Source organism: Acetobacterium sp. K1/6 (genome assembly GCF_034438075.1).
GTDB lineage: Bacteria > Bacillota > Clostridia > Eubacteriales > Eubacteriaceae > Acetobacterium > Acetobacterium carbinolicum.
The window spans coordinates 26,080-51,582 of record NZ_JAXQGA010000005.1; the positions used below are offsets into that span (position 1 = coordinate 26,080).

The window sequence follows — 25,503 nt, forward strand, 5'->3', positions numbered from 1 at the left end:
ACGATAAAGCAAGCGGCTCAAAGTGTTTGAAGCAAGCATCGTTGCCGTCATTTGTTAATTACAGTTTATCTGCTGAGCGTTTTGGACAAGATTTGAACAGATAAAATGCGCTGGACGTTAACTCGTTTAACGTCCAGCGCATTTATCTTTAGATTGATATTAAGTTCAGATTAATGGCGACGGCTCAGGCTAGTTGATAAACCCGGCATTTAGATGGTACTGGTAAATCAACTCATGGCCGGCGGTGGTAGGGTGGGGATCTAAGCTACCGATGTACCAGTTGAAATTAACCAGTGCTTCACTGCCCTGATAGGTGGCAAAGGCGGTGTAGACATCAGCAACCTTATAACCGGCACCAGGGGTCATAATGGTACGATTAATCGTCTGAATCGATGGCTCGAAAATGGCGTAGAGCGGATCTTGGGTATTGATGGGATCGTACAGGGTTGCTACAACAATATCAGCCTGAGGTGCCAGGGTTTTGATGGTGGCAATGATCTGTGGCCAATCGGTGACAAACTGTGTAACACTGGCTGTCACGCTTGTCTGGATTGTTGGTAGCGTTGCCGTAATGATATCCTCAGCACCGGGTTGGGCTAAAGCGGCTGCCAGCTCAGCCGGGAAGGTGGCCGAGGTGGGATCCAAAGAGAAAGCTGCAGCCAGACTGGCGATAACTGGAGCAAGAATATTGTTACCGCCGACACTGACAGTAACGACCTTAGCCTTGCTCAGAGCTGCCATGGTTGTCGGATCGTTTGAAAGCTGATTAAGGAGCTGACTGGACGTATAACCCGGGACGCCCAGGTTGACTAAAGATAAGTCTTCATTTCCACTCATTCCTTTTAAGTCGTTATAGAAAAGATTAACATAACCGGAACCGGGGGTTGCGCTCATTCCATAGGCGATGGAATCGCCCAGGGCAGTATAGGTTTCTGTTTTGACTATTTTTATCTGGATTGATTCCAGACGCAGCCCTTCGCTAGTGGTTCCCAGCTCGGCTCCGTTTTTGACCCAGCCCCAGTCGTTATCAACTATGGGAATATTGCCTTTATTTTGAACGTGGCCGCGGTAATAAACCTCGTAACCATCAAGACCGGTCAAATTAATTTTGATGGCTTCGATGCGCAGGCCTTCGCCAGTGGTTCCGGCAAAATCACCGTTTTCCACCGTATCCATCCAACCTTTATTCTGGACATGAACCGCATAGCTGATTCCCGCACCGGAAGGTACATCGCCTGTGAGTTCAATCCTGAGCCCTTCCAGCCGGAGCCCCTCACTTTGGCTTCCCAGCTCGCCGGGACCGCTAACGAAGTTGCCAACCGGTAGGGGAACATCACCTTTATTCTGGACATGACCCCGATATTGAACACCAATGTCTCCAGTGGCTCTTGTATCAATGGTGTTATCGGTCTCTGTTTTTTCGGAATCAACAGCGGCAAAAACGCCGGTTGAAAAAATCATGGACAGCATCAGTAAGAGAATCAAAAGACGGCCGGTGATCGATCTAAGAATACTTTTTTTCATTTTGTTTTCTTTCTCTGGTTCGATTTGGGTGGTGGTTAAAAGTACGCATCTGTAATCCGCCCCAAAGAGCAAAAAATAAGGCTTGTTTTTAAATGATCTCTGAGACAGGTACCTATAATAAAATTATAATACTAGTTGCTGGCTAGTCAACACTTTTTGACCAGTGAGCGAAAAATGATTCAGGCATAATGGCTGTTTGTAAGTGGGCTATCGATTTGGATAAATCATCATTTTTAGTGGTACGGGTACTAAAACGATAATTCGGGCTTTAGTTTAAAATTTATCTCCAAAATCTTTCATTTGTTTCGATAAAATGATACAATATTACTATCTTTTTTGAATAAACGGAGGTATACCTTGCAACCTAAAATAATTCTTGCCAGCAAGTCTCCCCGCCGACAGGAGCTGTTTAAGCTGGTAGTAAAAAGCCATGGCATCAAAGATTTTATCATCCAGGTCGCAGAAATCGATGAAAAACGGATTGAGACAGAAATTCTGGCAAACAGTGACGAGGATTTTCAGGACGCGGTAAAAATACTTGTTGAAGAGCTGGCGGCAAGGAAAGCCCGAGTTGTGCAAAAGATCAATCCTCGGGCATTGGTAGTGGGAGCGGACACGATTGTGGTGATCGATGAACAGATCCTCGGGAAACCGGCGGATGAAATGGATGCTTATAACATGATTAAACGGCTGGCTGGAAACACCCATCAGGTTTTTACTGGTGTCAGCATCCGCTATCGGGATCTCGAAGAGCGGTTTATCGTGAATTCTACGATTAAGTTTTATGAATGGGATCATCAGATGCAGCGGGAGGTGGCTGATTATGTGGCCTCCGGCAAGGCCATGGACAAAGCCGGGGCCTATGGCATCCAGGAAGAGGCCGGCCTTTGGGTTAAGTGGATTAAAGGAGACTATAATAATATTGTGGGATTGCCGATTGCCAAACTCAACAAACGGTTCGGCAAAATGCTTGCGCAGATCGCCAACCAGTAAAAGCTAGGCCATCTGCGGCTCATCGAAAAAAGCATCTCTTTGGTATTAGAGGAAGATAAATATTTTCATTAATACAACGATAACTCACGATAAAAGGCCGGATTTAGAAATTCTTTTAAGGTGATGTCAGCCATACTAAACAGGCGTCGGGAAACCTGGGTGGCATCCGCATCCGGATATTTATCTTCAAGATAAATCACTTTTATAATCCCGGATTGAATAATCGCTTTGGCGCATTCGTTGCAGGGAAAACAGGTGACATATAAAATGGAATCAGCCAGTGACCGCCCGTCTGAGTTTAAGATGGCATTTAATTCGGCATGACACACATAGGCATATTTGGTGTCCTGGAAGGTTCCTTCCCGCTCCCAGGGCAGGGCATCATCGCTGCAGCCTTTAGGCATGCCGTTATAGCCGGTGGACAGAATAATATTGTCTTTATTGACAATGCAGGCACCCACCTGAGTATTGGGATCTTTGCTGCGTCGGGCCGATAACAGGGCAATCCCCATAAAATATTCTTCCCAGGTAATATAATCATGTCGTTTCATCGCATTCTCCAGTTTTTTTCTTTAGTTTACCATAATTGCTTAAAAAAGTGGAGCTGTCTTGAATAATATTATTGGGTTTACACTGTCGTCTGTTTATGAGAAAAACTGGATGATTAACAGCGCTCAAGTTGCTATTAAAAGCTACGAAAACAGAAGGGGATTCGGCCAGGTCAGAAAAAAAGGTGAAGAAGTGGATAGAAAGCGAATAATACTTATATTAACCTGGATATGCACCCTGATTTGGATGGGAATTATCTTTTATCTTTCCAGTCAGCCAGCGACCCAGTCGGCTCATCTCAGCACTGGGGTGAAGAATGGATTATTATCTTTTCTGAAGCCTTTTGCACCGGATATCGAGAACATGGAAATCTTTGGTCTGGATTTTTATATCCGTAAAAATGCCCATTTTATCGCCTATTTTATTTTGGGTTCCCTGACGATTTCTTCGCTCTTTCAAAGCGAAGTTAAAAAACCGGTTAATCTGGCTCTAATCATTTGCGTCTTTTTTGCTGTGTCAGATGAATTCCATCAATTGTTTGTACCGGGCCGCTCCGGTCAAGTTCAGGATGTGCTTATCGATGGTGCTGGCGCAATTCTCGGGGTTTTACTCACTACCATTGTCATTAGAAGGATTTCCAGACGGTTTTAGGGATAACTATGATTAATCTTCACTAAGTGGGGTATAAAGTAAACAGATAATGCGAGGAGGTCTAACTTATGAAATTTAGAGAATTTATGGTGAATAGTCACTCAACCAGAGAATTTGTGGATATTGGTGTGGTAGAACAGGATATGAAAGAAATAAAAACATATCTTGATGAAGTAAACAGTACTGTTGGTAAGGAAAAGGGATTTTCCCTGATCCTGATAGAAAACGGTGCCGTTGTTTATCAGAACCTGGAAGGCTCTGGGGGGTATGGCGGGGTGATGATTAAAGGACCCCATTATATCGGTTTGCGACTGGACAAAGCTGACCATGAGATTGAAATTTTTGGCGCTTTTTATATGCAGTCGGTGGTAAAAAAGATTTATGATCTGGGCCTGGGCAGTTGCTGGATCACCTTAAGTGAAATAAGCCAGGCTCAAGAAGAAAAATTACTGGGGGGACAAAAAGGTATTGTTGAGCATCTGTTAGTTTTTGGAAAACCAAAAGAAAGCAGTACAGATAAACATACAACCGTTATTAGTTGTGACACTAAATATGAACAGAATCCCTACGGGATCACCATGATTACCACTAACGATGAATCGCGACTATCAGTGGTAGACACTGTTTTTCTTCAAAATTGGGGAAATGTAGCACCATTTTCAGAAATGGAAAAAAGAGGGGTTCTGGATTTGCTTTACTACGTCAGGAATTCACCCTCATTCCAAAATATTCAGCCCTGCCGGCTGATTCTGAAAGATGGTTACGCTGAACTGGCGGTGGTTAATCCAGAACGGGAAGAGAATTATACCGATGCCGGGATTATGCTATTTACCCTTGAAGGATTAGCAAAAGAACTGAGTTTTCCATCAAACTGGCATTTTATCCAGGACGATTCGGGCAGCACTGAGTATCGGCGGGTTGCTCATTTTGATTTGTAAGACTTAGACGCATTGAAAAGTAACGATAACGAGTAAATTTAAAAGGGCTTTTGCCATCGGAAACGATGTGTAAAGGCCCTTTTTAAAATGGATATTGGCGATCAGCATTGGGACAATAAAATGAATGAACAAGATTTTTAAAGTGAGTCACTTTCCTTGTCAGGGGCGTTATTTTAACTTATAATAAAAGATATGACAAAAATCAAGGTTCCCACGGAACCGTCTAATCGGAGACAAGGATTCACAGGAGGTTCATCGTGACACTAAAAAAAAACCTGAGTCAATATTTTGGCTACGATACATTTAAAGAAGGGCAGGAAAAAATCATTACAGCCGCCATAAATGGTCAGGATGTGCTGGGGATCATGCCCACCGGTGGGGGAAAATCCCTTTGCTATCAGCTTCCGGCGATTCAGATGCCAGGCATTACGCTGGTGATTTCACCGCTGATTTCATTGATGAAGGATCAAGTCGATGCCCTGGGCGAAATGGGAATCGCTTCCACCTTTTTAAACAGCAGTCTGGATGATGCTACCTATCAAAAAAGGCTTAAAGGGATCCGGAGCAATCAGTACAAACTGCTTTATATCGCCCCGGAACGACTTTGTGCACCGGCCTTTGTGGAGTTGGTCCGGGAGCTTGATGTTTCTATGATCGCAGTGGATGAAGCCCACTGTATCAGTCAGTGGGGCCATGACTTTCGCCCCCATTACCGCGAGATTCCCGCTTTTATCCGGAATATCTCGCCCCGGCCGGTGGTAGCGGCCTATACCGCCACTGCCACAGTCAAGGTTATTCAGGAAATCAGGGAATTGCTGGCGCTTAAAGATCCGGTGGAATCGATCATCGGATTTGATCGGCCCAATCTGCTTTATCAGGTGGTTAAAACCGGCGATAAGCTTGGTTACGTCAAAAATACCATCACCGAGACATTCCCGGATCAGTCCGGTATTATTTATTGTGCTACCCGAAAAACCGTAGAAAGCGTTACCGCCAAACTCAAAGGCCTTGGATATTTAGCAGGAGCCTATCATGGCGGGATGAACTCTGAGGCCCGGGAGCAGAATCAGCAGGATTTCATTAATGACCGGCTTCACATCATGGTAGCCACGAATGCCTTTGGCATGGGGATTAATAAGCCGGATGTCCGTTTTATCATCCATTACAATATGCCCCAGAATATGGAAGCCTATTATCAGGAAGCCGGTCGTGGTGGCCGGGATGGTGAACCCAGCCATTGTACCATTCTTTATTCGCCTGCGGATATTGTTAAACAGAAACAGCTGATCCAATTAAATCAGACCTCTCCGGAACGGGAAACCTTACTGTTTGAAAATCTCCAGTATCTGGTGGATTATTGCCACACCAATGATTGCCTTCGAAAAAGCATCCTTCAGTATTTTGGGGAATCCGCCGACTATAAGCGTTGCGGCAATTGCGGCAATTGTCTCGATCAGTCGGAAATGGTGGATATCACTCTGGACGCCCAGAAGATTCTTTCCTGTATTTATCGGATGAAAAACCGCTTTGGCCTGAATATGGTGATTGCGGTGCTCCGGGGTTCAAAAAATAAAAAGGTGCTGGAGTTAGGTTTTGATCAGCTCTCAACCTATGGAATTCTTAAGGAGCAGAGCGCCGAAAGCCTCCGGGAGATCATCATGACCCTGGTAGCCAAGGGCTATATCATGGTCACTGCCGATGAGTATCCGGTTCTCAAGCTGACCTCGGCCGCCAGCGGAATTTTAAAGGGCAACGAAACAGTGTTCCATAAAAAACACTTGCTCAATATCAAGGTCGCCAACAAAAAAAACTCGGGTAAAGCCAAACCGCCGGTGGATTGCGATGAAGCCTTATTCGAAGAACTGCGAACCCTGAGACGCAGCATTGCCCAGGAAAAGGGACTGCCACCTTACGTGATTTTCCCCGATGCGACCTTAAAGGAAATGGCGGCCTATTTTCCTCGGTCAGAAACCGAATTTCTGCAAATCAATGGGGTTGGCCAGGCCCGCTATGATCATTATGGCGCAGTCTTTATCGAAGCGATTAAGTGCTTTTCCGAAAATCATCCGATCACGATCAGACCCCGGCCGATCGCGACGGATGACCCGGAACCCAGGGTTTCCAGGCAGCAAAGTAGAGAAAAAGAAGCGAAAGTGCCCTCCTGGGAACTCAGCTACGAGTTATTTACGGATGGCATGACCATTGCTGATATCGCCAGGCAGCGTGAATTGACCGAAAACACGGTGCTTGGCCATTTAATCCGCTGTGATCAGGAAGGGAAAGCGATTGACTGGCGTGATTTTGTGGATGCCGAAAAAGAAGTGGCAATCATCAATGCGATTGGAACCGTTGGTCTGGAAGCACTGCGACCCATCAAGGAAGCCTTGCCGGAGAGTTACTCCTATAGTGATATAAAAATTGTTATTCATAAAAATAGTTTACAGTAGATTGGAGAAAGACAGATGAACTCGACAACTTTAAAAGTAATCGCCCTGATTTTGATGTTACTGGACCATGTGGGGCAGTTTATCCCGGGTGCACCGCTGTGGCTACACTGGGTGGGGCGGATTTCGGCCCCGGTGTTTATGTTTTGTATGGCCTGGGGTTTTTACTACACCCATGACCGCAAAAAATATCTCTTAAGGATGTACTTCTTCGGCCTGGGAATGGGCCTGATTGATGTCATTTGCAACAATATTGTCGCAGACCCCTACGCAATGATATCCAACAATATTTTTGTGACGCTGTTTTTGGTGGCGGTAATTGTCTGGCTCATCGAAATCAGAAAAACCGATAAGCCCAAAGGCAACAAATACCTCGCCCTGTTCGCGGTCTATCAGATTCTGACAACAATCCTCTGTATTCTGGCCGGCCAAGTGCTTCCCCTCACCGGCATGATGAGCTTTGTGGGGGCCATCACCGGCAATCTGATTTTTAACGAGGGTAGTTTTATCTTTGTTTTTCTGGGCGTGTTGATTTACTTTAATCGAACCGACAAAAAACGGCTGATCCTGGCTTATGGGCTTTACTGCCTGGGCTTTCTTGCTCTGGAATGGGCCATGAATCCGCAACCGACAGCCCTTCTTTACACGAATTATCAATGGATGATGATCGGTTCCCTGCCGCTGATGCTTTCTTATAATGGTGAAAAGGGACGGGGCTTGAAATATCTGTTTTATGTTTTTTATCCGCTGCACATCGTGGTATTATTTTTTATCGGCAATCTGTTTTTTTAAGATCGGTGTTCTGAAGCTGATCGATCATTACTATAAAGAATCAGTAAGGTAATAAATCTAGGGAAATGTTGTCGCAATGATTAGAAAGGACGATCGCACATGCTAAAAGCTATTAAAGAGCAGGAAACAATCAAACACCGCCATGAGATTTTGCTGTGCGGTCAGGAGCAGGGGGTCAGTGCGGCTTGTAAAAAATATAAAATCTCCCGAACCCTTTACTACCGCTGGCTCAAACGGTTTGATGAAAAGGGTCTGGCCGGCTTGAAGGATCAGGTCCGACATTATGTCCCGCCCAATAAATCCGATCTGGCGATGGAGTTGGCGGTGCTTGATGCAATCGTTTCCTTTCCGGACTACGGCCCCCAGAGTATCGCCTGGCTGCTTGAAGACCGGGACCTAATCATCAGTAGCAGCGGGGTTTATAATATTATGTGCCGTCACGATCTTAACCAGAAACAGGCTAGAAAAAATTATAGCCGGAAAATAAGAGCCGAGCAACATCAATTTGTCGGCCCTGAAATAAAAATCTGGTCGGATCGGGCCCCGGAACCGGAGCATCTGACGGTGGGAGAATGCTGGATGGCCTGGACGGTGACACGCGGTTATCAATCGGGGATGGGCAATCTTTATCAGTATGCGGTGGTGGATTTAATCAGTGGCATGGCATTTTCCCGACTTTATACGAAAAAAAATTCAGACTGTGCCCTGGACCTGCTGCTGGGGGTGGCCATTCCCATGGGTAATGAGTTGCTGATGCAACCGCGGTGGATTATGACCCCCCATCAAGTAGAGTATACCACCGGAAGAATTCACAGCCGCCATCTGTACACCAGAAATCTCCGGGAAATGAACATCAAACAGGTGATTTGGGAAGAAAAGAATAATTTATACTCAAAAACAGTTCAGGTATTCAATCAGAAAAGTGGGGATTATCTGGAAGCAGCGTTGGAATCGACTCGTTCCTTCGAAGAAATCAAGGATGATTTTCAGCAATTTATTCGCAATTATAATTTTGACATGTCTCTGGGTTATGGTAAAAACTGCCAGAAAACGCCCCTCGAAATTGTTGTCGAGGCGAAGGGAACAGGGGTGACCCTGCCACTATGGTCTTATGTCAATCGAAAATACTAGCGGTTAATAAAAGCAACTAGGATTTTGGAAGCGTCAGAAAAAACAATTTGCCAGGAGGGGAGAACGATGAAAAAGCGGATAGCGGTGGTAGGCGGTGGTTACAGCGGTTTGGTTCTGGCTTATTTTCTTGAAAAAGCTGGTCATACGGTGACGGTTTTTGAACAGGAAGAACGGGCCGGAGGCCATTGCTACACAGTTTTTCATAAAAAAGAGTTTTGTGAGCTGGGAGTGGTGCTGGGAACCTCAGAAGCACTAATGAAATTTCTGCGACAGTTGGGTGTTAAGGCGGAATACAAGTATTTTCATCGGAATTTTTTGGGGCCGGATGGTGAAAAACTGGCTCAAATTGACCCCCATGAAATCGCTGGCTTTCAGGAACAGCTAAAACGATTGCCGAAAATTCTGGCTCCTTATCAGGCCGCCTTAAATGCTCAGGGCTGGGAAAACGTTCCCGATGCGTTGACCCAATCCTTTGAATCCTGGTGTATCGAAAACAAGTTACAAACGTTGATCCGGGTTTATGCACCCCATCTGGTTGCCTTTGGTTTTGGGAAGTCCAGCGAGATTCCGGCTATCTATGCCTTAAAGTATCTGGATCTGCTGACCCTGTCTTCGATGATTGAGGCCCGAAAGCTGATTGCCTTTACCAATGGGGCCACTGAGATCATTACAAAATTGGCGCAAAAGCTGGAAGATCTCCGCTTGAATACCCCAGTCACTGGCATTGCTCCCGCAGAGTATCACCGTGTGACCATTGAAACCCCCGTCGGCAATGAGGAATTTGATGCGGCGGTGATCACGGTGCCACTGAATCGACAAGTGATTAAGTTCCCGGATCATGCCAGCTTAATGGAATCCTATCAAAGAAAACACTACAATGTGCTGGCTTATGTGGCCCGGGAAAACTACCGGATAACCAGTTATTTCAGTCATAATTTTGATAAAGACGGGCAACTTATGCTTTTGTTTAGCAGTAAGCCGGATAAGCCGGGACCGCTTCTGACGGCCTATGCAGCCGGAGACCTGCCAATTAAAGAGTTAAAGGCCCTTATTGATGCCGATATGAAACAGGCCGGCTATAAGGCCGAGCGGCTGTTTGCCTACAAACAGTGGCAAACCTTTCCCCATGTCACCGGGACGGAAATTAAAAATGGTTTTTACGATCAGGTGAACACCCTCCAGGGCCGGGATGGCATTTACTTTTCAGGAAGTCTGACTTGTTTTCCCACCCTTGATAAACTGACCCAATACCTCAATGATTTTGCCAACCGTTATTTTTCTCCCGATCAACAATAAATTTATTTTGGCTTGCTGTTTACAGGTTTGTGGCAGTTGCTGGATTTTACTTCAAACACATCCCGATAAGTTGTTAATACCAAGTTAAAACAGCTGACGGGATGTGTTTTTATGCGCTGTTAAAATGTTGTCAAAGTTATTCACATGGCTTATAATCAAGCTAATGAAGAAACTGCAAACAATTACATAAGCGGAAAGCGAGAAAAAGATGGAAGTTTATAAGGTACTGGAAATCAAAAAAAGCGTTTATGAAAATAACGACCGGGAGGCTGATCTGCTTCGTCAGGAATTAAAAAAGGAGCAGACCTTTCTGCTGAATCTGATGTCATCGCCAGGTTCGGGAAAAACAACAACCCTGTTGCGAACCATTGAAGCTCTAAAGGAAGAATTGAGCATTGCCATTCTGGAAGCCGATATTGACTCAGATGTAGATGCTCACACCGTGGCGAAAACGGGAACCAGGGTGATTCAGCTCCATACCGGGGGGATGTGCCATCTGGATGCCGGCATGACCCGCCAGGGTCTGGAGGGGATTGGTACCAGAGAGACCGATCTGGTAGTGCTGGAAAATGTCGGCAATCTGGTTTGTCCAGCCGAGTTTGATACCGGTGCTTCTAAGAATGCGATGATTCTGAGTGTCCCGGAAGGGGATGATAAACCGCTGAAATATCCGCTGATGTTTTCATTGGTGGATGTGCTGCTGATCAATAAAATCGATGTACAGGAGCATTTCGATTTTGATCTGGATATTCTGCGGGAGCGGGTTAAGAAGATCAACCCCAACCTGGTCGTCATTCCGATATCCGCCAAAACCGGAGAAGGTATTGACGAATGGGCAAACTGGCTACGCAATGAAGTTAATAACTGGAATCAGCCAGAATTAGTGAGTTAAAGAGGAGATCAAGATGAACAAAAAAACAGAACCGACAAATTTTAATAAGTCGACACGCTTTAATTTTGCCTTAACCTGGGCGGATGTCAATGACCGACCCTATCGTCAGGAAATTGTTGATCTGGCCAATAAAATCGGTCGTACCAAAGCGGGAACCAGTCGGGAAGTCATCCCCTTCGGTCCGGAGTACTATGCCCTGGAGCCGATTCTTGACGCTTATCAGGCCAAAATTGCCATGTACCTTGAATTTCGAAAAAAACTGAGTGCTGAAGCGGTAGCCAAAGCAGCGGGGGAACCGCTCGATCTGGTCACCGACGCCCTTTCGTACATTGCCTGGGCCGGGGTTGCGTTTGTCAATACGGTCGATGGGATAGATCTATATTGGCAGGATATTTTTGTCCCTGGCCATCTGGAAATGATCAATAATAACAAAGAATTAGTCGCCAAACATCCGGAAGTCGCTGAAGCGTTTTATTATTTTGGCGGCAAAAAAGGACCTATGGCCGCTGGGATCATGCCGATTGGCAGCGGTCCGATGCGGGTTTTGCCGATCGAACGGTCGATTGATGGAAATTCCAAAAAAGTGACCTATGAAGAAGTATCGCATCATTTAAATGAAGCCAGCATTTTTTCGGTGTCGGATTGCTCCTGCCGAACCTCCCGCGAATCCATGGGTGAAGGTTGTGGCCACTTAAAAGAGGATATGTGCATTCAACTGGGCCATGCTGCTGAGTATTATATCAAAACCGGTCGCGGTCGGGAAATCACCAGAGCAGAGGCCTTCGAGCTTATTAAAAAAGCGGAAGACAATGGCCTGATGCACTCAATCCCCAATCTGGATACCCCAGGTCACACCCATGCCATCTGCAACTGTTGTGGTTGTGGTTGCTATGCCATGCGGTTGGCCAACGAATACTTGAACACTGACATCGTCCGGTCGAATTATAAATCGGTAGTCGATGAAAGCAAATGTGTCGCCTGCGGTGAATGTGTCGATGTCTGTCCGACCAATGCCATCAGACTCGGCCAGAAGCTATGTTCCAAAACGCCCATTGACGAAACGGTAACCAAGGTGACCCCCCGTAATACCGAATGGCTGGAAGATAAGTGGAACAGCGATTACCGCATCAACCGCAAAAATGCCCTTGATTCAGGAACGGCCCCCTGCATCACCAAATGTCCAGCCCATATCCCGGTTCAGGGCTACATCAAACTGGCCTCTCAGGGACGCTATACCGAGGCCCTGGAGTTGATCAAGAAACATAATCCGCTACCAGCGGTGTGCGGCCGGATCTGTCCGCGATTATGCGAAGAAGACTGTACCCGGGGGGATATTGACGAGGCGGTGGCGGTTGATGATATCAAAAAATTTATTGCCCAAAAGGATCTGGAAATGGCATCTCGTTTCATGCCGGTCAAACGACATGATTACAGTGACAAAAAAATTGCCATCATCGGCTCGGGACCGTCAGGACTAACCTGTGCTTATGATCTGGCCATTGACGGATATGATGTCACGGTTTTTGAAAAGGAAAGTCGCCTTGGGGGGATGCTGTCCCTGGGGATTCCTTCCTATCGGTTGGAGAAAGACGTTTTAGCAGCAGAAATTGATGTGATTCGCGAGATGGGGGTCAAGTTTGTAACCGGTGTGGAAATAGGTCAGGATATTTCCTTCCAGGACTTGCGAAACTCGGGCTTTAAGGCTTTTTATGTAGCCATCGGAGCTCAAGCGGGACGAACCCTTGGCCTTGACGGCGAAAATGCCGAGGGCGTTTTTAGTGGCGTGGATTTTCTGCGCCGAACAAACCTGGCCCAAGAAACCAACGTCAAAGGCAAGGTCGTGGTTATCGGCGGCGGAAATGTGGCCATTGATGTGGCCCGTAGCTCAGTTCGACTAAAAAGTGTCGCCCAGACCGATTTATATTGTCTGGAAGCCCGGGATCATATGCCTGCTCATACCGAGGAAGTGGCCGAGGCGCTGAGTGAGGAAATCGGCATTCATAACGGCTGGGGACCGACTCGGGTTGTCACAGAAAGTGGCAAGGTTACCGGGGTTGAGTTTAAGCGTTGCTTGTCAACCTTTGATGCCACTGGTCGTTTCAATCCTCAATTTGAAGAAGCGGATCGGATGATTGTGCCCTGTGACAATGTGATCCTGTCAGTGGGACAAACCTATTCTTATGGCGATTTGTTTGCCGACGAAGCGGTGTTATTAACCAGTCGCAACACTGTGGCAGTCGATCCGGTCACGCTTCAATCTTCTAAAGATGACATCTTTTCAGGAGGCGATGTTGCCAGCGGACCTAAGCTGGCCATTGATGCCATTGCCGCCGGTAAAGAAGCCGCTGTTTCGATTCATCGCTTTGTCCAGAAAGGTCAGTCATTGGTTTTTGGCCGGGATAATCATGCCTATACCATGCTTGATAAGGACAATCTGGACGAGCGAATCGATTATGATGGCACCGAGCGACAGCGGATTTCGCATGTTGATGGAAAGGTGTCAAAAACAACTTTTAAAGATTTAAGAGGGGTGTTAACCGAAGCGCAAATCCAGAAAGAAACGGCCCGATGCTTAAGCTGCGGGGCTAGCAAGGTGGATGCGTATTTATGTGTCGGATGCGGTGCCTGTACCCTTAAATGCAAATTTGAGGCCATTCAACTGGAACGGGTTTATGATGAGATGGGTTATGAAATCGACGACCTGCAAAAAGCAGTTCTTAAAAAAGCGATTGGCCGAAAAGCAAAAATTGCACTCAATAAGGTCAATCCATTTTCGGAAACCCGATAAATAAAACTAGCGCAGTGTTTCGCTATCGTACCGACCAATTGTTAATCTGTTGTCCGCTTCGATGCGGACAACATGATAAAACAAGTACTAAGTTTGTAGTTTAACTAAAGAAACGAGAAAAAGAGGTGTGAGGCCATGCATGAGCTCGGGATTGTTTATGAAGTGATTAAAATCGTCGACGCGTTCGCCATGGAGAACAATCTGACCAGGGTTGACACGATTATTCTGGAGATCGGACAATTGTCCCAGACCATTCCCCACTTTGTGGAAGCCTGTTATCCGGCGGCGGTTAGTGAAACCCCCTATGAAGATACAAAGCTTGAAATCATCGTGCTACCGGGGAGTGCCAGTCTTGTCATAAAATTTTTAATGTGGTTGACCACCGCAAGATTTGTCCAAACTGTCAGGGTGAAGATTTCAGTTTGATCTCCGGCCGGGAATTCAGTATCAAGGAGGTTGTCGCCTATTGATACAGGCGGCAATTGGAATTAAGTGCTTAATAAAATTATTCTTAATGCAATCAGTTTTAGCTTTAATTTTCCAGGCGTTCTGGTATACTGGAGTTAGTTTAAACGAAACTAAAAAAAGGAGAACGTATGCCAGATAAATTATTTAACCTGGAGGACTATTTTAAGCGGATTCATTATACCGGGGGTAGCCAGGTTTCCGCCGAAACCCTGAAACAACTCCATCTTGGCCATGTGATGAACATTCCCTTTGAAAACCTCGATGTTTTTGAAAAGAAGAATATTTCTCTTGATCTTGACGATCTTTTCGAGAAGATGGTGAAAAACCATCGCGGCGGTTACTGCTTTGAAATGAATAGTCTCTTTGCGGCGGTGCTGACCGAGATGGGTTTTCCAGTCACCCGGCATCTGGCCAGAGTCTACCACGGCGGGTTTGATAACTCGGGAAAAACCCATATGGTGTTGCTGGCAGAAGCTGACGGCCAGAAATGGGTCTGTGATGTAGGTTTTGGCGGCAACAGTCTGGCTGCACCGCTTTTATTTGAGGAAGGTCTGGAGCAGGAGCATCTGGGCCGAATTCATCGGGTGATGGCCGACCCGGTTTACGGTTACCGAGTAGAGTTCAAAACTGCCACTGGTTTTGAACCCATCTACGCTTTTACCCGGGAAACCTGTTGTCCGGCGGATTATCTGATTGCAAATCATTTCACTGCCACCTACCCGGAGTCCTTTTTCAGACAGGCGCAGATGTGTGCTTTGGTCACAGAAACCGGCAAGATCACTTATTTTGATGGCAATTTAAAGATTGCTGACGGTGAGGTGCTGACCGAAACAGCCATCAACGGCGATGCCGCAATCAAAGAAGCCTTAAAAAGCTATTTTGGGGTGAAGCTAAATTAAAAGCTGGCAATAAAAAAGCAACAAACCGATTTGAGGATTGTTGCTTTTTAATTGACAAAACCACAGCTTTTGTTTAGAATGAATTCAGTGAAAATCTCAGTAAAAATCAACTTTGAGAGTGGTATTGTCGAGACATTGCGAGGCCCACTCTTTTTTTTGCAGGATTTTATGACGGTTAATGCCATTGTAGACAAATTGAGAAATAGAACAGGAGAAGAGTGAATGAAGAAAAAAATTTCGAAGCCGATTCTGATCGGCGGCATTGCGGTGTTAATCGGCATTGCTGTTCTTGCCGTCATTGTACTGATGATGTTCGGGGGCGGTAAAGAAGAGGTCAGCAAAGATCCCTTAAACTTATACAATAAGATACTAGTGGGGATGCCTAGAGAGGAAGCTGAAAAAGCTTTGAAAGTCGAAGGATCTGCCAAAGGGAAAGGCTTTAACTATGTCGATGAAAACACTGGCTATGGGGTCACAGTGAGCTATAATACAATGGTCACAGAAGCTGCGGATGGTTCGGAAGAGACAGAAGGTGCGGAGGTAGTGGTGTTTAAATCACTATTTGTCCCGGATAACACCTATCTCGACGGACTTGTCAACGCCAATGTTACGGCGGATCAGGTTAACACCCTTAAAGAAGGGATGACCTACGAAGAGGTTAAGACTATTTTAGGTGGAGTAGACGGTACCGAAATAAATTCTGCTTACAATAAAAAAGATGCTGAAAATTCCTATACGGTGATGGCCTGGTTTAATCCAGATCGATCAGTGGCCTATGTTACTTTTCTGGGTTATCAGGGAACGGTCATGGTCTTTGAATTTCGTCCCGAGCAATAAAAAAAACGCAACCTGCGACGGTTGCGTTTTTTTTATTTGCTTTTAAGTGCCGCAATGATCTCTTCAATAATGGTGTCAGCATCGTTATACGGGATTTGACAGGTACCGACCATGTGATGGCCGCCGCCCCCATACTTGAGCATCAGTTTGCCAATATCAGCAGTGCAGCTTCGGTTTAAGATGCTGTAACCGCAGGCAATGGAGACATTTTGTTTTTGCTTGCCGTCAACAATCCAGAGTGATACGTTTTGATCGGGATAAAGGCTGTAAATCATAAAACGGTTGCCAGTATAAATGGTATCCACATCCCGTAAATCGGTAACAATCACATTATTAATAATTTGAGTATGCGCTGTTACCATTTCAGTAAAACGTCGGGCCTGATCGTGGTAAAGATCAATTCGTTCTTTTACGTCCGGCAAGGCCAGAATATCTTCAATGGACAAGTTTCGAAAAAGATTGATCAGTTCTTCCATTAATTGGTAATTACTGATTCGGAAATCCCGGAATCGACCTAATCCGGTACGAGGGTCAGAAATAAAGCCCAGTAGGATCCAGCCAGTGGGGTTTAAGATTTCATCCCGGGTAAGCTTCCCGGAGTCCACCTTATCCACCGAAAAAATCATTTCCTCATAATTGGGAAACTTTGCGGCACTGCCATAATATTCATAAATAATTCGAGCAGCCGAAGGTGCCAGTCGGCTTACGCCTGCCACCCCAGGATGCCATCCCATTCGCTCTTTCTCTGAAGAATGGTGATCAAACCACATCCCGCAACCGGGCACATAGGGAACATTGGCCAGCACATCATTTTCGGTGGGGGAGAAGAGCCCGTCCTGCAGGTCTTTTGGATGAACAAAAATCCAATCATCAATGATGTCGGCTTCTTTTAACAGCATACCACAGATTAAACCGTCAAAATCAGATCGAGTAACTAAACGCATATGAAACCTCCTAAGAAAAAATTCTAGCTAAATGCCACCGTAAGTTTAAAAGCCCCTCGGGCTGTTAAGGTCAGTAAGAATTTAGAAACAGTTTTTATATTGTACCATTTAAGAAGCAGATTTTCCATCTTTTCAATGAAAAAAAATAAGGAACAATTGGGGCTTTAATTAAGGGGTTTAAGATATTTTTAAAAAAAATTATTAAAATGTTTGCTTTATTGATTGTTACGTGTTATTATAAGTAAGAACTTAAATTAATAGTAAATGAATTTAACAGTATTATTTTTTAATTGGTACTATGCTTTACAGTATTATCCTAATTTAGAAATGTAGTTGTTATCCGTATTACAAGGATTTAGGGAATAAAATTAGGAGGTACTCATCAATGAATGGTACAGTGAAATGGTTTAACTCGGAAAAAGGTTTTGGTTTTATTACAGGGGAAGATGGTAAAGATGTATTTGCACATTTTTCACAAATTCAATCAAGCGGTTATAAATCTTTAGAAGAAGGCCAAGAAGTTTCTTTTGAAATTACTCAAGGACCTAAAGGCCCACAAGCCGAAAATATTCAAGTTATCTAATAACACAGATATTTTAAACTTATGCCTGAAAACGGCATAAGTTTTTTTTTATACTGTCACAAAATATTGACAGCACCGATCCCTGATCGCGAACGATAATCCCAAGGGGTTACTGAGGTTTTACGGGGAAAAGGAGGGGATTTTATGTCAACAAACAACATCGAAGCGATGAAAAAAATAATTGACGCGAAGAAAAAGCTAAGTGCACAACAGGGAATAAAAGCTGATAAACCGAGTCAAAACAAGGTAAGTCATCGAAAAGCATTTAAAACAACAAAACGAGGCGGATTTTTCGATAAATAAATCTATTTTCTAAGGAACGCAGACTGCGTTCTTTATTTATGATATGGGTTGGTAAACTATCTCAACCCATTCTGCACTTATATTATAAAGGAGAAACTATTGCAATTTGAAAATTTAAATATTATACAGCCGATTCTGAAGGCTTTAATAGCTGAAGGATACACAGAAGCTACACCAATTCAGGAGAAGGCCATTCCGTCTTTACTGGAAGGCCGGGATTTACTGGGATGTGCTCAAACCGGAACGGGCAAAACTGCCGCCTTTGCTATCCCGATTTTACAGGGGCTTTCATACGAACAGCGAAATCTCAAAGGAAACCGACCCATTAAAGCGTTGATACTGGCACCTACCCGAGAACTGGCTCTACAGATCAGTGATTCATTTAAAGCTTATGGCAAATTTTTAGGTTTGCGGACCTTGGTTATTTATGGAGGTGTATCTCAAAACCCTCAAACCAAGGCATTGTCAGCTGGTGTTGATATTCTGGTGGCAACCCCGGGACGGCTACTGGATTTGATTAACCAAAAATACATACGTCTTAATCAAATCAAGTCTTTTGTACTGGATGAAGCAGACATGATGTTGGATATGGGCATGCTTCAGGATGTCCGAAAAATTATCAAGCACATGCCGGCCGAGCGTCAAAATATGCTGTTCTCGGCAACTATGCCGATGGAAATAGCCAAACTGGCTGGCACCATCCTCCGAAATCCGGCCAAGGTAACCATTACTCCGGTTTCATCAACGGTGGAAGTAATTAAGCAAAATGTGTATTATGTAAATAAAAACAATAAAATCAATCTACTCATTCATTTGCTTAAAAATAAGGAAATTGTCTCTGCACTGGTTTTTTCCCGAACTAAACATGGGGCCGATAAAATTGTTAAGCATCTGGAGCGTTCCGGGTTTAAAGCGCAGGCGATTCATGGTAATAAATCTCAGAATGCGCGGCAATTGGCTCTGAATAACTTTAAAGAACGAAAAACTCGGATCTTGGTTGCAACAGACATTGCCGCCCGGGGAATCGATATTGATGAATTGTCACATGTCTTTAATTATGATTTGCCGGAGGTACCGGAAACATATGTGCATCGGATCGGACGTACGGGTCGGGCTGGCTTTGGCGGCATAGCCATAGCATTTTGTGATCAGGAAGAGATGCCCTTACTGGACGGCATTGAAAAACTTGTGTTGAAATCAATTCCCGTGGTTGAGGTTCATCCCTTTCCTTTGGTGGAGGTGCCAGCAGAACAAAAAATAGCATCTTCCCGTCGTTTGGCAGCACATCAGCCCACAGCGCCCCGAAATCGTCGCGGAAGCGGAAGCGGTTCAGGTAAGTCAACTGGTGGGAAAAAAGATCGGGATCGTTTTTATGCGAAAAACAAGAGAAAAGATAATCTGTAAAATTTGTGTATTTTGAAGTCGTCTGGGTAAAAATTATTACAGAAGATATCCGTAAATAATACTTGACGAATGCTTGTGATAACCATTAGAATTAGTAAATAGGAAAGTTTCGATTCGATTAAAAAGGCGGTGGATTTATGGAAAATATTAGAGTGATGATAGTAGACGATTCAACCTTTTCAATAGCAGTTCTTAAACGGATGCTTCAGAAAGATGGGATAGAGATCGTTGCCACGGCTCTTAACATGAACGAGGCAATAAAAAAAGCCCAAGAGATCAAACCAGATCTGATTACGATGGATATGACCTTGCCTGATGGTGATGGAATCGAGTGTTCAAAAGAAATTCTTAAATGTCTGCATGATACAAAAATTATTGCCATCAGCGCAATGATGGATGAAGAAATTATTCAGCTGGCTAGAAAAGTTGGTATCAAAGGTTACTTGCAAAAACCGGTAGATCAAACGGATTTGGACGCCGCAATTGAGCGACTTTTTGAAGGTGAAGAACTTTACGGTGTCTTAAAGAGCAATTTTGAAGAAGCGTTTAAAGAATCAATTTTCAGTTTTTTGAAGCGGGAGATTGGTGGAGAAGTCGTAGTTGAAAAGGTTGAGGATCATCCGATGACTACAAATTCTTCAGGAATTTCTGTGGCAATTGGGATAATTGGACGGCATGACGGAAGATTGATTATGGATATGTCCGAAGATACTGCCTTGAGCATGACCCGAAAAATCCTTCAGGATGAAGGCCAGCAAATTGACGAAGCGATTAATTTTCTAAGCGAATTCACAAATGTTATCGCTGGTAATGCCTGTTCGCTTTTAAATGGACTTAATCGTTCCTTTGGTCTTCGAGTTTCACCACCCACAGTATTCCGAGGTAAAGATATCACGATTTCGATTGGAGATATTATGAGCGAATCATTTGTTATTAAAACAGATATGGGTGATGTTTTTATGAATGTTGGCTTTCAAAAGGGGGATGTGGAATGGATTTAACAATTATCAATCCTTTTATTGCTTCAGTGACGGATGTGATGCCTCAATTGGGGTTTGCTAACATTGACCTGAAAGAACAAAGCGAGAAATCAAAAAAAATTGTGGCCAGTGGAATTGTACTAACTTTGGGGATAGTTGGTGATAAAAAGGGAAATGTAGCCTATGCTATTGATACTGAAGGTGCTAAGCAGATCGCTTCCATTATGATGATGGGGATGCCGGTGGATGAACTGGATGATATGGCAAAAAGTGCAATTTCTGAGCTTTCCAATATGTTAACTGCCAATGCGGCGATTAATTTTTCCAATGACAATGTTACTGTAGATATTTCACCACCAACGATGCTGACGGGAGAAAGTATTGAGCTTAGTATGAGCAAAGACCAAGTCATGTGTGTAGAATTTGATATCGATGGCATTAAACTGGAAATCAATGTGGCACTCGATTAAATGAGAGTTTTAAAGTAATAAAAAAGGAGCATCCCCCTATCAGGGATCATGCTCTTTTTTTTATTGTCTAAAACGGGTGGCTTTTGGTTTATTTGGTCAATTTAAATTTGCTAACCATATTCTTGAGCAGTTCCGCCTGACTGTAGAGCTCTTCGCTGGCGGCAGCACTTTCTTCGGCAGTGGCCGAATTGGTTTGAACAACCTGAGACACTTGATCGATGCCGGTATTAATTTGGTTGATAGAAGCGGTTTGTTCATGAGAAGCGGTATCAATTTTACTGACTAAGACGGCGACTTTGGTAACCCCATCCACAATTTCGTTGAGTGAATCAGCAGTATTATTGGCAATGACAGTGCCCTCGGAAACTTTGGAAATAGATCCTTCAATCAGTTCGGTGGTTTCCTTAGCTGCTTCGGCACTGCGTCCAGCCAGGGTTCGGACCTCTTCAGCGACGACCGCAAAACCCTTGCCTTGTTGTCCGGCCCGGGCAGCTTCCACTGCTGCATTCAAGGCCAGAATATTGGTCTGGAAAGCAATGTCATCGATGACCTTGATAATATTTGAAATTTTTGCCGAGGAGGCATTGATTTCTTCCATCGATTTTAGCATTTGCTGCATCTGAGTGTTGCCGTTTTCGGCATTTTGCTGAGCGGTCAGAGTCAACTGATTGGCCTGATTGGCATTAATGGCATTTTCTTTGGTTTGAACCGCCACCTCATCAATGGAGGCATTGAGCTCTTCCATTGAACTGGCCTGCTCGGTAGCACCCTGGGCCAGAGCCTGACTGCCGAAGGAGACTTGTCGGGCGCCGGAAGCGACCTCATCAGCTGAGTCATTGATATTTCCAAGAATTTCATTCAGTGAGTTCATGGTATCATTTAATGAATTTTTAATAATTGCATAGCTACCCAGGTAATCCCCCTCCATGTGGTGGGTTAGCTGTCCAGCAGCCATTTGTTCAAGTACGACGGCGGCCTCATTGATGGGCTGCTCGATGGCATCCAGAGTTTGGTTAAAGCCATCGACGATATCCCGGTAACCACCAGCAAATTTTGACGCATCGCTGCGAACGGTCAGGTTGCCGTTGATTCCAGCTTGAGCAAGATTACGGGATTCCTCAATCAAACTGTCAATAGTGGTTAAGGTGGCGATTACCGATGGGATCAGTTTATCGTTGTCGGAACGTTTGCCAATGGCGATAAAGTCACTCAAACGACTGGTGTCACCTTGAGAAATACGGATAAAAGCATCCTGAACATTGAGAAGGCGGGAATGAACCAGGTTGATCTCCTCGGAAAATGCGTTCATATTACCTTTATAATGACCTTCCATGCTAATGGTATAGTCATTAGCGGCCATCTTGGTCATCACCTGTCGAGCCTCATTGATCGGTGCTAACAGGGAATTTAGCGTATTGTTAAAGCCTTCGATGATTTTTTTGAAATCACCGTTGTGCCGGGTGGCATCGGCCTGAATTTCTAACTGGCCTTCGGTAGCAGCTTGAGCTAACATATCAACATCAGATACTAAGGCATTGATATTGTCGATGCATGAGTTAAGGTTTTCTTTAATCGTATTAAAGTCCCCATGATAGGTAGCGGTTATTTTTTCGGGAATATCGCCCCGGCTGATCTTATTGACATAGTCCGCCGACATGTTTAGCGGCTCAACCACTGCATCAAGGGTATTGTTGACACCAACCACAATATCCCGGTACTTACCCTGGAATTTGGTGGCATCACCTCGAACAGATAAATGACCATCGGTGGCTGATTGAGTTAACATTTCTACCTCTGTTTCCAGGTTTTTGAGATTATCAACCACTTCAATAAGACTTTTAGACTGAATATCCTTATCCGATTTGACATCGACGGCAACATTAAGATTTCCCAGAGAAATCTGTTCCAGGGTGGCAATATTTTCCTGAATATTTTCCGATAGTTTCTGGAAGGAAAGTCCCAGCTTGCCCAGCTCATCTTCACGGTTGATGATTGCATCAGGAATTTCACTGTCAAAATCACCCAATTCAGCCTTACGAAACAGCTCAGTGATCAGAACGATAGGATTGACCACCCCTTTGACTTGTTTAACGATGATAAAGCTGAGCACGATCAGGGTTAATAAGAATAATCCGATTAACTGGATGATCAGGGCCATTATCGGGGCATTGAGTTCACTTTGGGACTCCATAATAGCAAGGGTCCAGCCGGTTGCAGGGATCGGGGCATAATAGATGTTATTTTTGCCGGAATCATCACGGAATACCCCGGAACCGGGTTCACCACTGAGCATAGCTTCCCCCAGCGTCGACAAGCTTGGGTTGGGATCTTCAAGCAAGTTGACGGCCATTGCCTTGGAAACATCAGCATCAGCAATATAGAGGCCGGTTCGGTCCACCAGAAAGGCGCGACCGGTTTCACCGATTTTGATGTTGCTGACCATTTGTTGAAGACTGGAAAGATCGATATCGCCGGTAACCACCCCTTTGAAATTACGATTGGTATCATAGAAAGCGGATGCAGCAGTGACCATCGAAATCCCCAAGGCTTCGTCTTTAAATGGTGACGACCAGGCAATTTTACCACCAGCGTCTTTACCTACCATGTACCATTCCTGATTGGGATAATCATAATCATCAGTACTAAACAAGGCTTCAGCGTAGGCGATATTTGAGCTCTCCCGATAGGCGTATGGTCCGAAATATTTAATTTCAGGTAGATAAGCATTGTAGTCATAAAAGACTCCGACACCATAAGTATCGTCAGTAAGTTCAACATATTGGGTTAAGAGCTTGTTATACTCTGAGGGAGCCATCTGAGTGCCAGTGACGCCGATAGTGGTGCTCAAACTGCTCACCGCTTTGCTGTGAGTACTGAGTACCTGCTCAATCTCACCAATAGTATTACTAAGCTGGAGATTCATTTGTTCTTCAATTTGCTGATTTTCGGTGTTGATGCTTAATGCCGTGACAGTGATGCCAATCACCAACAGGGCCAGGGCCACAAAAATGATCACCATTGAGGTGATTTTATTACCGATTGAGTGCTTGTTAAAAATCTTCATTGTGATTTCCGCCTTTAAATTTTTTAATTAGTGGTCATTTTATACCCCATTCTAAATCATTTTAAACCGAAACGCTACGGTATAATTGTTAAATCGCTGCTAAAAAGTCGTTATTTTATTACTGAAAAACTGGAGGTGAATTTTTGTAAAAAAAAGTTAAAACGGTAATGTTTTTTTACTGGGCCTGGATTTGAGTTTGAAGCTGTAAAAAATTCTGGCCCAGCGGCTTGCTGATATTGGGCAGACCGATGCGGGTAAAAAGATCCATTAGAGCTGTCCAATAGGGTGGATAGAGTCCCTGACCCTTAGAAATCAAGGGTTCCTGGTTCTCGATGATTATTTTTAAATCCCAGCCGAAAGCAGTATCACTATTCTCTGAGGTGTTTGCTGACTGATAATTGCTTTTCCAGTTCAAGACATAAAGCTGATAGAAATCCTCAAGTAATTGTTGCCACTGGAGCTGGTCAATGTAGATCTCCGGAAGATCCGGGTAATAACACAGAAAGGGCCCCTCAATGGTGGCTCCGGCGGCAGTTTTTGTAAAGGTCAAATTTTGACTGGCAATCGCCTTCTGATAGGTATTAAAGATAATCTGGCGGGTGTCTGCTACGAGTTCATGGTAATCGTGGCCAAATTTGGCTTGGCAGTCCCGGCAAAACAATAAGGGTAAGGTCGCTGGGCTGGTGTTAATGCCGCCGCATTTAGGACAGAAGATAGGGCTCATTAGGGTCTCCTTTCGTCGACAAAAATTCGGGTATTGGTGGTGACTTCTTCAATGCATTCGTTGAGCCATTCGATGTAGGATTTTTCGCGTTTGATGGCCGATTTAAGGACAATATAGTCGCCGTATTCGGGACTCTGTATCTTTGAAATGTCTTTAGAGTCCAGTAATATCTGCATGTTGTTCTGGAGCTTTTCCAGTTTTTCCTGACGTTGGGTCAGTTGGTAGTGAAAGTGGTTCAGGATTTTGGCATTGGACAGAGATTCGATAAAATAAGCTTTTAGCCGAAAAATATCCTTGGGAGTAGGCTCCAGTAAATCCTGCTGTAAAATCCAGTTGTGAAATTCCTGTCTGCCTTTTTCTGTAATTGAATAAATTTTTTTGCGAAGTTTTTCATCCTCGGGTAGTATTTCGTAGGTAATTAGCTTTTCGTCGGTGAGCTTTTTTAATTCCGGGTAGATTTGGCTGTGCTTGGCATACCAAAAATTAACCAGTTCCATATTAAATACTTTCATTAAATCGTAGCCAGTCATAGATTCCCGGTTGATCAAGCCGAGGATGGCATATTTTAGAGTTCTCATGTGTTTAAGCCTTTCGTTTTTTGTCAAATAGTTATCCACTTCTATTTTATCTGATTTTTGTTAGAAATGCATTTATTTTCTTGGCTAGTTTTAATATTAACATCAACAAGCAATTTATTTGCCTTGACTTGATTAAAAAGAATCATTTACAATAATAGTACAGGATATTAATAAACTATCATACCGACCAATTGTTAATCTGGTGTTCGCCACAAGATCGGACAGGCTACCGCCGCGTTCGCCTTAATGCG

General features: G+C 44.3%; 22 protein-coding genes and 1 pseudogene. 17 read left to right on the forward strand and 6 right to left on the reverse strand.

Translation table 11 applies throughout. The features are described from left to right. Positions 1 to 189: 189 nt before the first annotated feature. On the reverse strand, positions 190 to 1,524 hold the full coding sequence (locus tag U2P91_RS05635) for a GDSL-type esterase/lipase family protein (protein ID WP_322519253.1): 1,335 nt from the start codon (positions 1,522 to 1,524) through the stop codon (positions 190 to 192). 357 nt (positions 1,525 to 1,881) lie between these two features. On the opposite strand from U2P91_RS05635, the gene U2P91_RS05640 reads away from it, so the two are divergent. Next, positions 1,882 to 2,517: a Maf family protein gene (locus U2P91_RS05640; RefSeq protein WP_322519254.1), complete on the forward strand. Its 636-nt coding sequence runs from the start codon at positions 1,882 to 1,884 to the stop codon at positions 2,515 to 2,517. A 68-nt stretch (positions 2,518 to 2,585) separates the two neighbouring features. Here U2P91_RS05640 and U2P91_RS05645 read toward each other — a convergent pair whose 3' ends face one another. Further along, complete coding sequence (locus U2P91_RS05645) at positions 2,586 to 3,068, reverse strand: dCMP deaminase family protein (RefSeq protein ID WP_322519255.1); 483 nt, start codon at positions 3,066 to 3,068, stop codon at positions 2,586 to 2,588. Positions 3,069 to 3,126: 58 nt separating this feature from the next. Between U2P91_RS05645 and U2P91_RS05650 the strand changes: the two genes are divergently transcribed. The 11 genes and pseudogenes from U2P91_RS05650 (at position 3,127) to U2P91_RS05700 (ending at position 16,202) form a co-directional block, all read left to right on the forward strand. After that, positions 3,127 to 3,717 (forward strand): VanZ family protein, encoded by a 591-nt coding sequence (locus U2P91_RS05650; RefSeq protein ID WP_322519256.1) that lies wholly within the window; start codon positions 3,127 to 3,129, stop codon positions 3,715 to 3,717. 68 nt (positions 3,718 to 3,785) lie between these two features. Then, a complete protein-coding gene (locus tag U2P91_RS05655; protein ID WP_322519257.1) occupies positions 3,786 to 4,655 on the forward strand; it encodes a nitroreductase family protein in 870 nt (289 codons plus the stop codon). Positions 4,656 to 4,912: 257 nt separating this feature from the next. After that, positions 4,913 to 7,102: a DNA helicase RecQ gene (recQ, locus tag U2P91_RS05660; RefSeq protein WP_322519258.1), complete on the forward strand. Its 2,190-nt coding sequence runs from the start codon at positions 4,913 to 4,915 to the stop codon at positions 7,100 to 7,102. Positions 7,103 to 7,117: 15 nt separating this feature from the next. Further along, positions 7,118 to 7,891 (forward strand): TraX family protein, encoded by a 774-nt coding sequence (locus U2P91_RS05665; RefSeq protein WP_322519259.1) that lies wholly within the window; start codon positions 7,118 to 7,120, stop codon positions 7,889 to 7,891. Positions 7,892 to 7,990: 99 nt separating this feature from the next. Next, a complete protein-coding gene (locus tag U2P91_RS05670; RefSeq protein WP_322519260.1) occupies positions 7,991 to 9,022 on the forward strand; it encodes a helix-turn-helix domain-containing protein in 1,032 nt (343 codons plus the stop codon). 66 nt (positions 9,023 to 9,088) lie between these two features. Beyond that, complete coding sequence (locus U2P91_RS05675) at positions 9,089 to 10,318, forward strand: flavin monoamine oxidase family protein (protein ID WP_322519261.1); 1,230 nt, start codon at positions 9,089 to 9,091, stop codon at positions 10,316 to 10,318. 208 nt (positions 10,319 to 10,526) lie between these two features. Next, complete coding sequence (hypB, locus tag U2P91_RS05680) at positions 10,527 to 11,210, forward strand: hydrogenase nickel incorporation protein HypB (RefSeq protein ID WP_322519262.1); 684 nt, start codon at positions 10,527 to 10,529, stop codon at positions 11,208 to 11,210. Positions 11,211 to 11,223: 13 nt separating this feature from the next. Then, positions 11,224 to 13,998 (forward strand): FAD-dependent oxidoreductase, encoded by a 2,775-nt coding sequence (locus U2P91_RS05685; protein WP_322519263.1) that lies wholly within the window; start codon positions 11,224 to 11,226, stop codon positions 13,996 to 13,998. Positions 13,999 to 14,187: 189 nt separating this feature from the next. Further along, positions 14,188 to 14,468, forward strand: a pseudogene (locus tag U2P91_RS05690) (hydrogenase maturation nickel metallochaperone HypA). Positions 14,469 to 14,594: 126 nt separating this feature from the next. Continuing rightward, complete coding sequence (locus tag U2P91_RS05695) at positions 14,595 to 15,365, forward strand: arylamine N-acetyltransferase family protein (protein ID WP_322519264.1); 771 nt, start codon at positions 14,595 to 14,597, stop codon at positions 15,363 to 15,365. 222 nt (positions 15,366 to 15,587) lie between these two features. After that, positions 15,588 to 16,202 carry a hypothetical protein gene (locus tag U2P91_RS05700; RefSeq protein ID WP_322519265.1) on the forward strand — a complete coding sequence of 205 codons (615 nt, stop codon included), beginning with the start codon at positions 15,588 to 15,590 and terminating at the stop codon, positions 16,200 to 16,202. 32 nt (positions 16,203 to 16,234) lie between these two features. Here U2P91_RS05700 and U2P91_RS05705 read toward each other — a convergent pair whose 3' ends face one another. Further along, positions 16,235 to 17,146 carry an exopolyphosphatase gene (locus tag U2P91_RS05705; protein ID WP_204355457.1) on the reverse strand — a complete coding sequence of 304 codons (912 nt, stop codon included), beginning with the start codon at positions 17,144 to 17,146 and terminating at the stop codon, positions 16,235 to 16,237. 385 nt (positions 17,147 to 17,531) lie between these two features. Here U2P91_RS05705 and U2P91_RS05710 point away from each other — a divergent pair, with 385 nt between their 5' ends. The 5 genes from U2P91_RS05710 to U2P91_RS05730 all read left to right on the forward strand — a co-directional run bounded on the left by U2P91_RS05710 (position 17,532) and on the right by U2P91_RS05730 (position 20,886). Further along, positions 17,532 to 17,729, forward strand: coding sequence for a cold-shock protein (locus U2P91_RS05710; protein ID WP_111886821.1), 198 nt, complete (start codon positions 17,532 to 17,534; stop codon positions 17,727 to 17,729). A gap of 144 nt (positions 17,730 to 17,873) precedes the next feature. Continuing rightward, a complete protein-coding gene (locus U2P91_RS05715; protein ID WP_204355458.1) occupies positions 17,874 to 18,032 on the forward strand; it encodes a hypothetical protein in 159 nt (52 codons plus the stop codon). 99 nt (positions 18,033 to 18,131) lie between these two features. Further along, positions 18,132 to 19,436 carry a DEAD/DEAH box helicase gene (locus tag U2P91_RS05720; RefSeq protein ID WP_111886822.1) on the forward strand — a complete coding sequence of 435 codons (1,305 nt, stop codon included), beginning with the start codon at positions 18,132 to 18,134 and terminating at the stop codon, positions 19,434 to 19,436. Positions 19,437 to 19,573: 137 nt separating this feature from the next. Further along, positions 19,574 to 20,437: a response regulator gene (locus tag U2P91_RS05725; protein WP_111886823.1), complete on the forward strand. Its 864-nt coding sequence runs from the start codon at positions 19,574 to 19,576 to the stop codon at positions 20,435 to 20,437. Further along, positions 20,428 to 20,886, forward strand: a complete 459-nt coding sequence (locus U2P91_RS05730; protein WP_111886824.1) for a chemotaxis protein CheX — start codon at positions 20,428 to 20,430, stop codon at positions 20,884 to 20,886. The genes U2P91_RS05725 and U2P91_RS05730 overlap by 10 nt, the downstream gene beginning before the upstream one ends. 88 nt (positions 20,887 to 20,974) lie before the next feature. On the opposite strand, the gene U2P91_RS05735 is transcribed toward U2P91_RS05730, so the two are convergent. The 3 genes from U2P91_RS05735 to U2P91_RS05745 all read right to left on the reverse strand — a co-directional run bounded on the left by U2P91_RS05735 (position 20,975) and on the right by U2P91_RS05745 (position 25,252). Beyond that, positions 20,975 to 23,950, reverse strand: coding sequence for a methyl-accepting chemotaxis protein (locus tag U2P91_RS05735; protein ID WP_111886825.1), 2,976 nt, complete (start codon positions 23,948 to 23,950; stop codon positions 20,975 to 20,977). 175 nt (positions 23,951 to 24,125) lie between these two features. Beyond that, complete coding sequence (locus tag U2P91_RS05740; protein WP_111886826.1) at positions 24,126 to 24,674, reverse strand: hypothetical protein; 549 nt, start codon at positions 24,672 to 24,674, stop codon at positions 24,126 to 24,128. After that, positions 24,674 to 25,252, reverse strand: coding sequence for a PadR family transcriptional regulator (locus tag U2P91_RS05745; protein WP_111886827.1), 579 nt, complete (start codon positions 25,250 to 25,252; stop codon positions 24,674 to 24,676). The genes U2P91_RS05740 and U2P91_RS05745 overlap by 1 nt, the downstream gene beginning before the upstream one ends. Positions 25,253 to 25,503: the final 251 nt, after the last annotated feature.

What these genes read in the sequence shown, in the direction of transcription:
- U2P91_RS05635 (WP_322519253.1), bottom strand. Translation starts at nt 1,524, where the DNA reads ATGAAAAAAAGTATTCTTAGATCGATCACCGGCCGTCTTTTGATTCTC.
- U2P91_RS05645 (WP_322519255.1), bottom strand. Translation starts at nt 3,068, where the DNA reads ATGAAACGACATGATTATATTACCTGGGAAGAATATTTTATGGGGATT.
- U2P91_RS05655 (WP_322519257.1), top strand. Translation starts at nt 3,786, where the DNA reads ATGAAATTTAGAGAATTTATGGTGAATAGTCACTCAACCAGAGAATTT.
- U2P91_RS05665 (WP_322519259.1), top strand. Translation starts at nt 7,118, where the DNA reads ATGAACTCGACAACTTTAAAAGTAATCGCCCTGATTTTGATGTTACTG.
- U2P91_RS05670 (WP_322519260.1), top strand. Translation starts at nt 7,991, where the DNA reads ATGCTAAAAGCTATTAAAGAGCAGGAAACAATCAAACACCGCCATGAG.
- U2P91_RS05675 (WP_322519261.1), top strand. Translation starts at nt 9,089, where the DNA reads ATGAAAAAGCGGATAGCGGTGGTAGGCGGTGGTTACAGCGGTTTGGTT.
- hypB (WP_322519262.1), top strand. Translation starts at nt 10,527, where the DNA reads ATGGAAGTTTATAAGGTACTGGAAATCAAAAAAAGCGTTTATGAAAAT.
- U2P91_RS05685 (WP_322519263.1), top strand. Translation starts at nt 11,224, where the DNA reads ATGAACAAAAAAACAGAACCGACAAATTTTAATAAGTCGACACGCTTT.
- U2P91_RS05695 (WP_322519264.1), top strand. Translation starts at nt 14,595, where the DNA reads ATGCCAGATAAATTATTTAACCTGGAGGACTATTTTAAGCGGATTCAT.
- U2P91_RS05700 (WP_322519265.1), top strand. Translation starts at nt 15,588, where the DNA reads ATGAAGAAAAAAATTTCGAAGCCGATTCTGATCGGCGGCATTGCGGTG.
- U2P91_RS05705 (WP_204355457.1), bottom strand. Translation starts at nt 17,146, where the DNA reads ATGCGTTTAGTTACTCGATCTGATTTTGACGGTTTAATCTGTGGTATG.
- U2P91_RS05710 (WP_111886821.1), top strand. Translation starts at nt 17,532, where the DNA reads ATGAATGGTACAGTGAAATGGTTTAACTCGGAAAAAGGTTTTGGTTTT.
- U2P91_RS05715 (WP_204355458.1), top strand. Translation starts at nt 17,874, where the DNA reads ATGTCAACAAACAACATCGAAGCGATGAAAAAAATAATTGACGCGAAG.
- U2P91_RS05725 (WP_111886823.1), top strand. Translation starts at nt 19,574, where the DNA reads ATGGAAAATATTAGAGTGATGATAGTAGACGATTCAACCTTTTCAATA.
- U2P91_RS05730 (WP_111886824.1), top strand. Translation starts at nt 20,428, where the DNA reads ATGGATTTAACAATTATCAATCCTTTTATTGCTTCAGTGACGGATGTG.
- U2P91_RS05735 (WP_111886825.1), bottom strand. Translation starts at nt 23,950, where the DNA reads ATGAAGATTTTTAACAAGCACTCAATCGGTAATAAAATCACCTCAATG.
- U2P91_RS05740 (WP_111886826.1), bottom strand. Translation starts at nt 24,674, where the DNA reads ATGAGCCCTATCTTCTGTCCTAAATGCGGCGGCATTAACACCAGCCCA.
- U2P91_RS05745 (WP_111886827.1), bottom strand. Translation starts at nt 25,252, where the DNA reads ATGAGAACTCTAAAATATGCCATCCTCGGCTTGATCAACCGGGAATCT.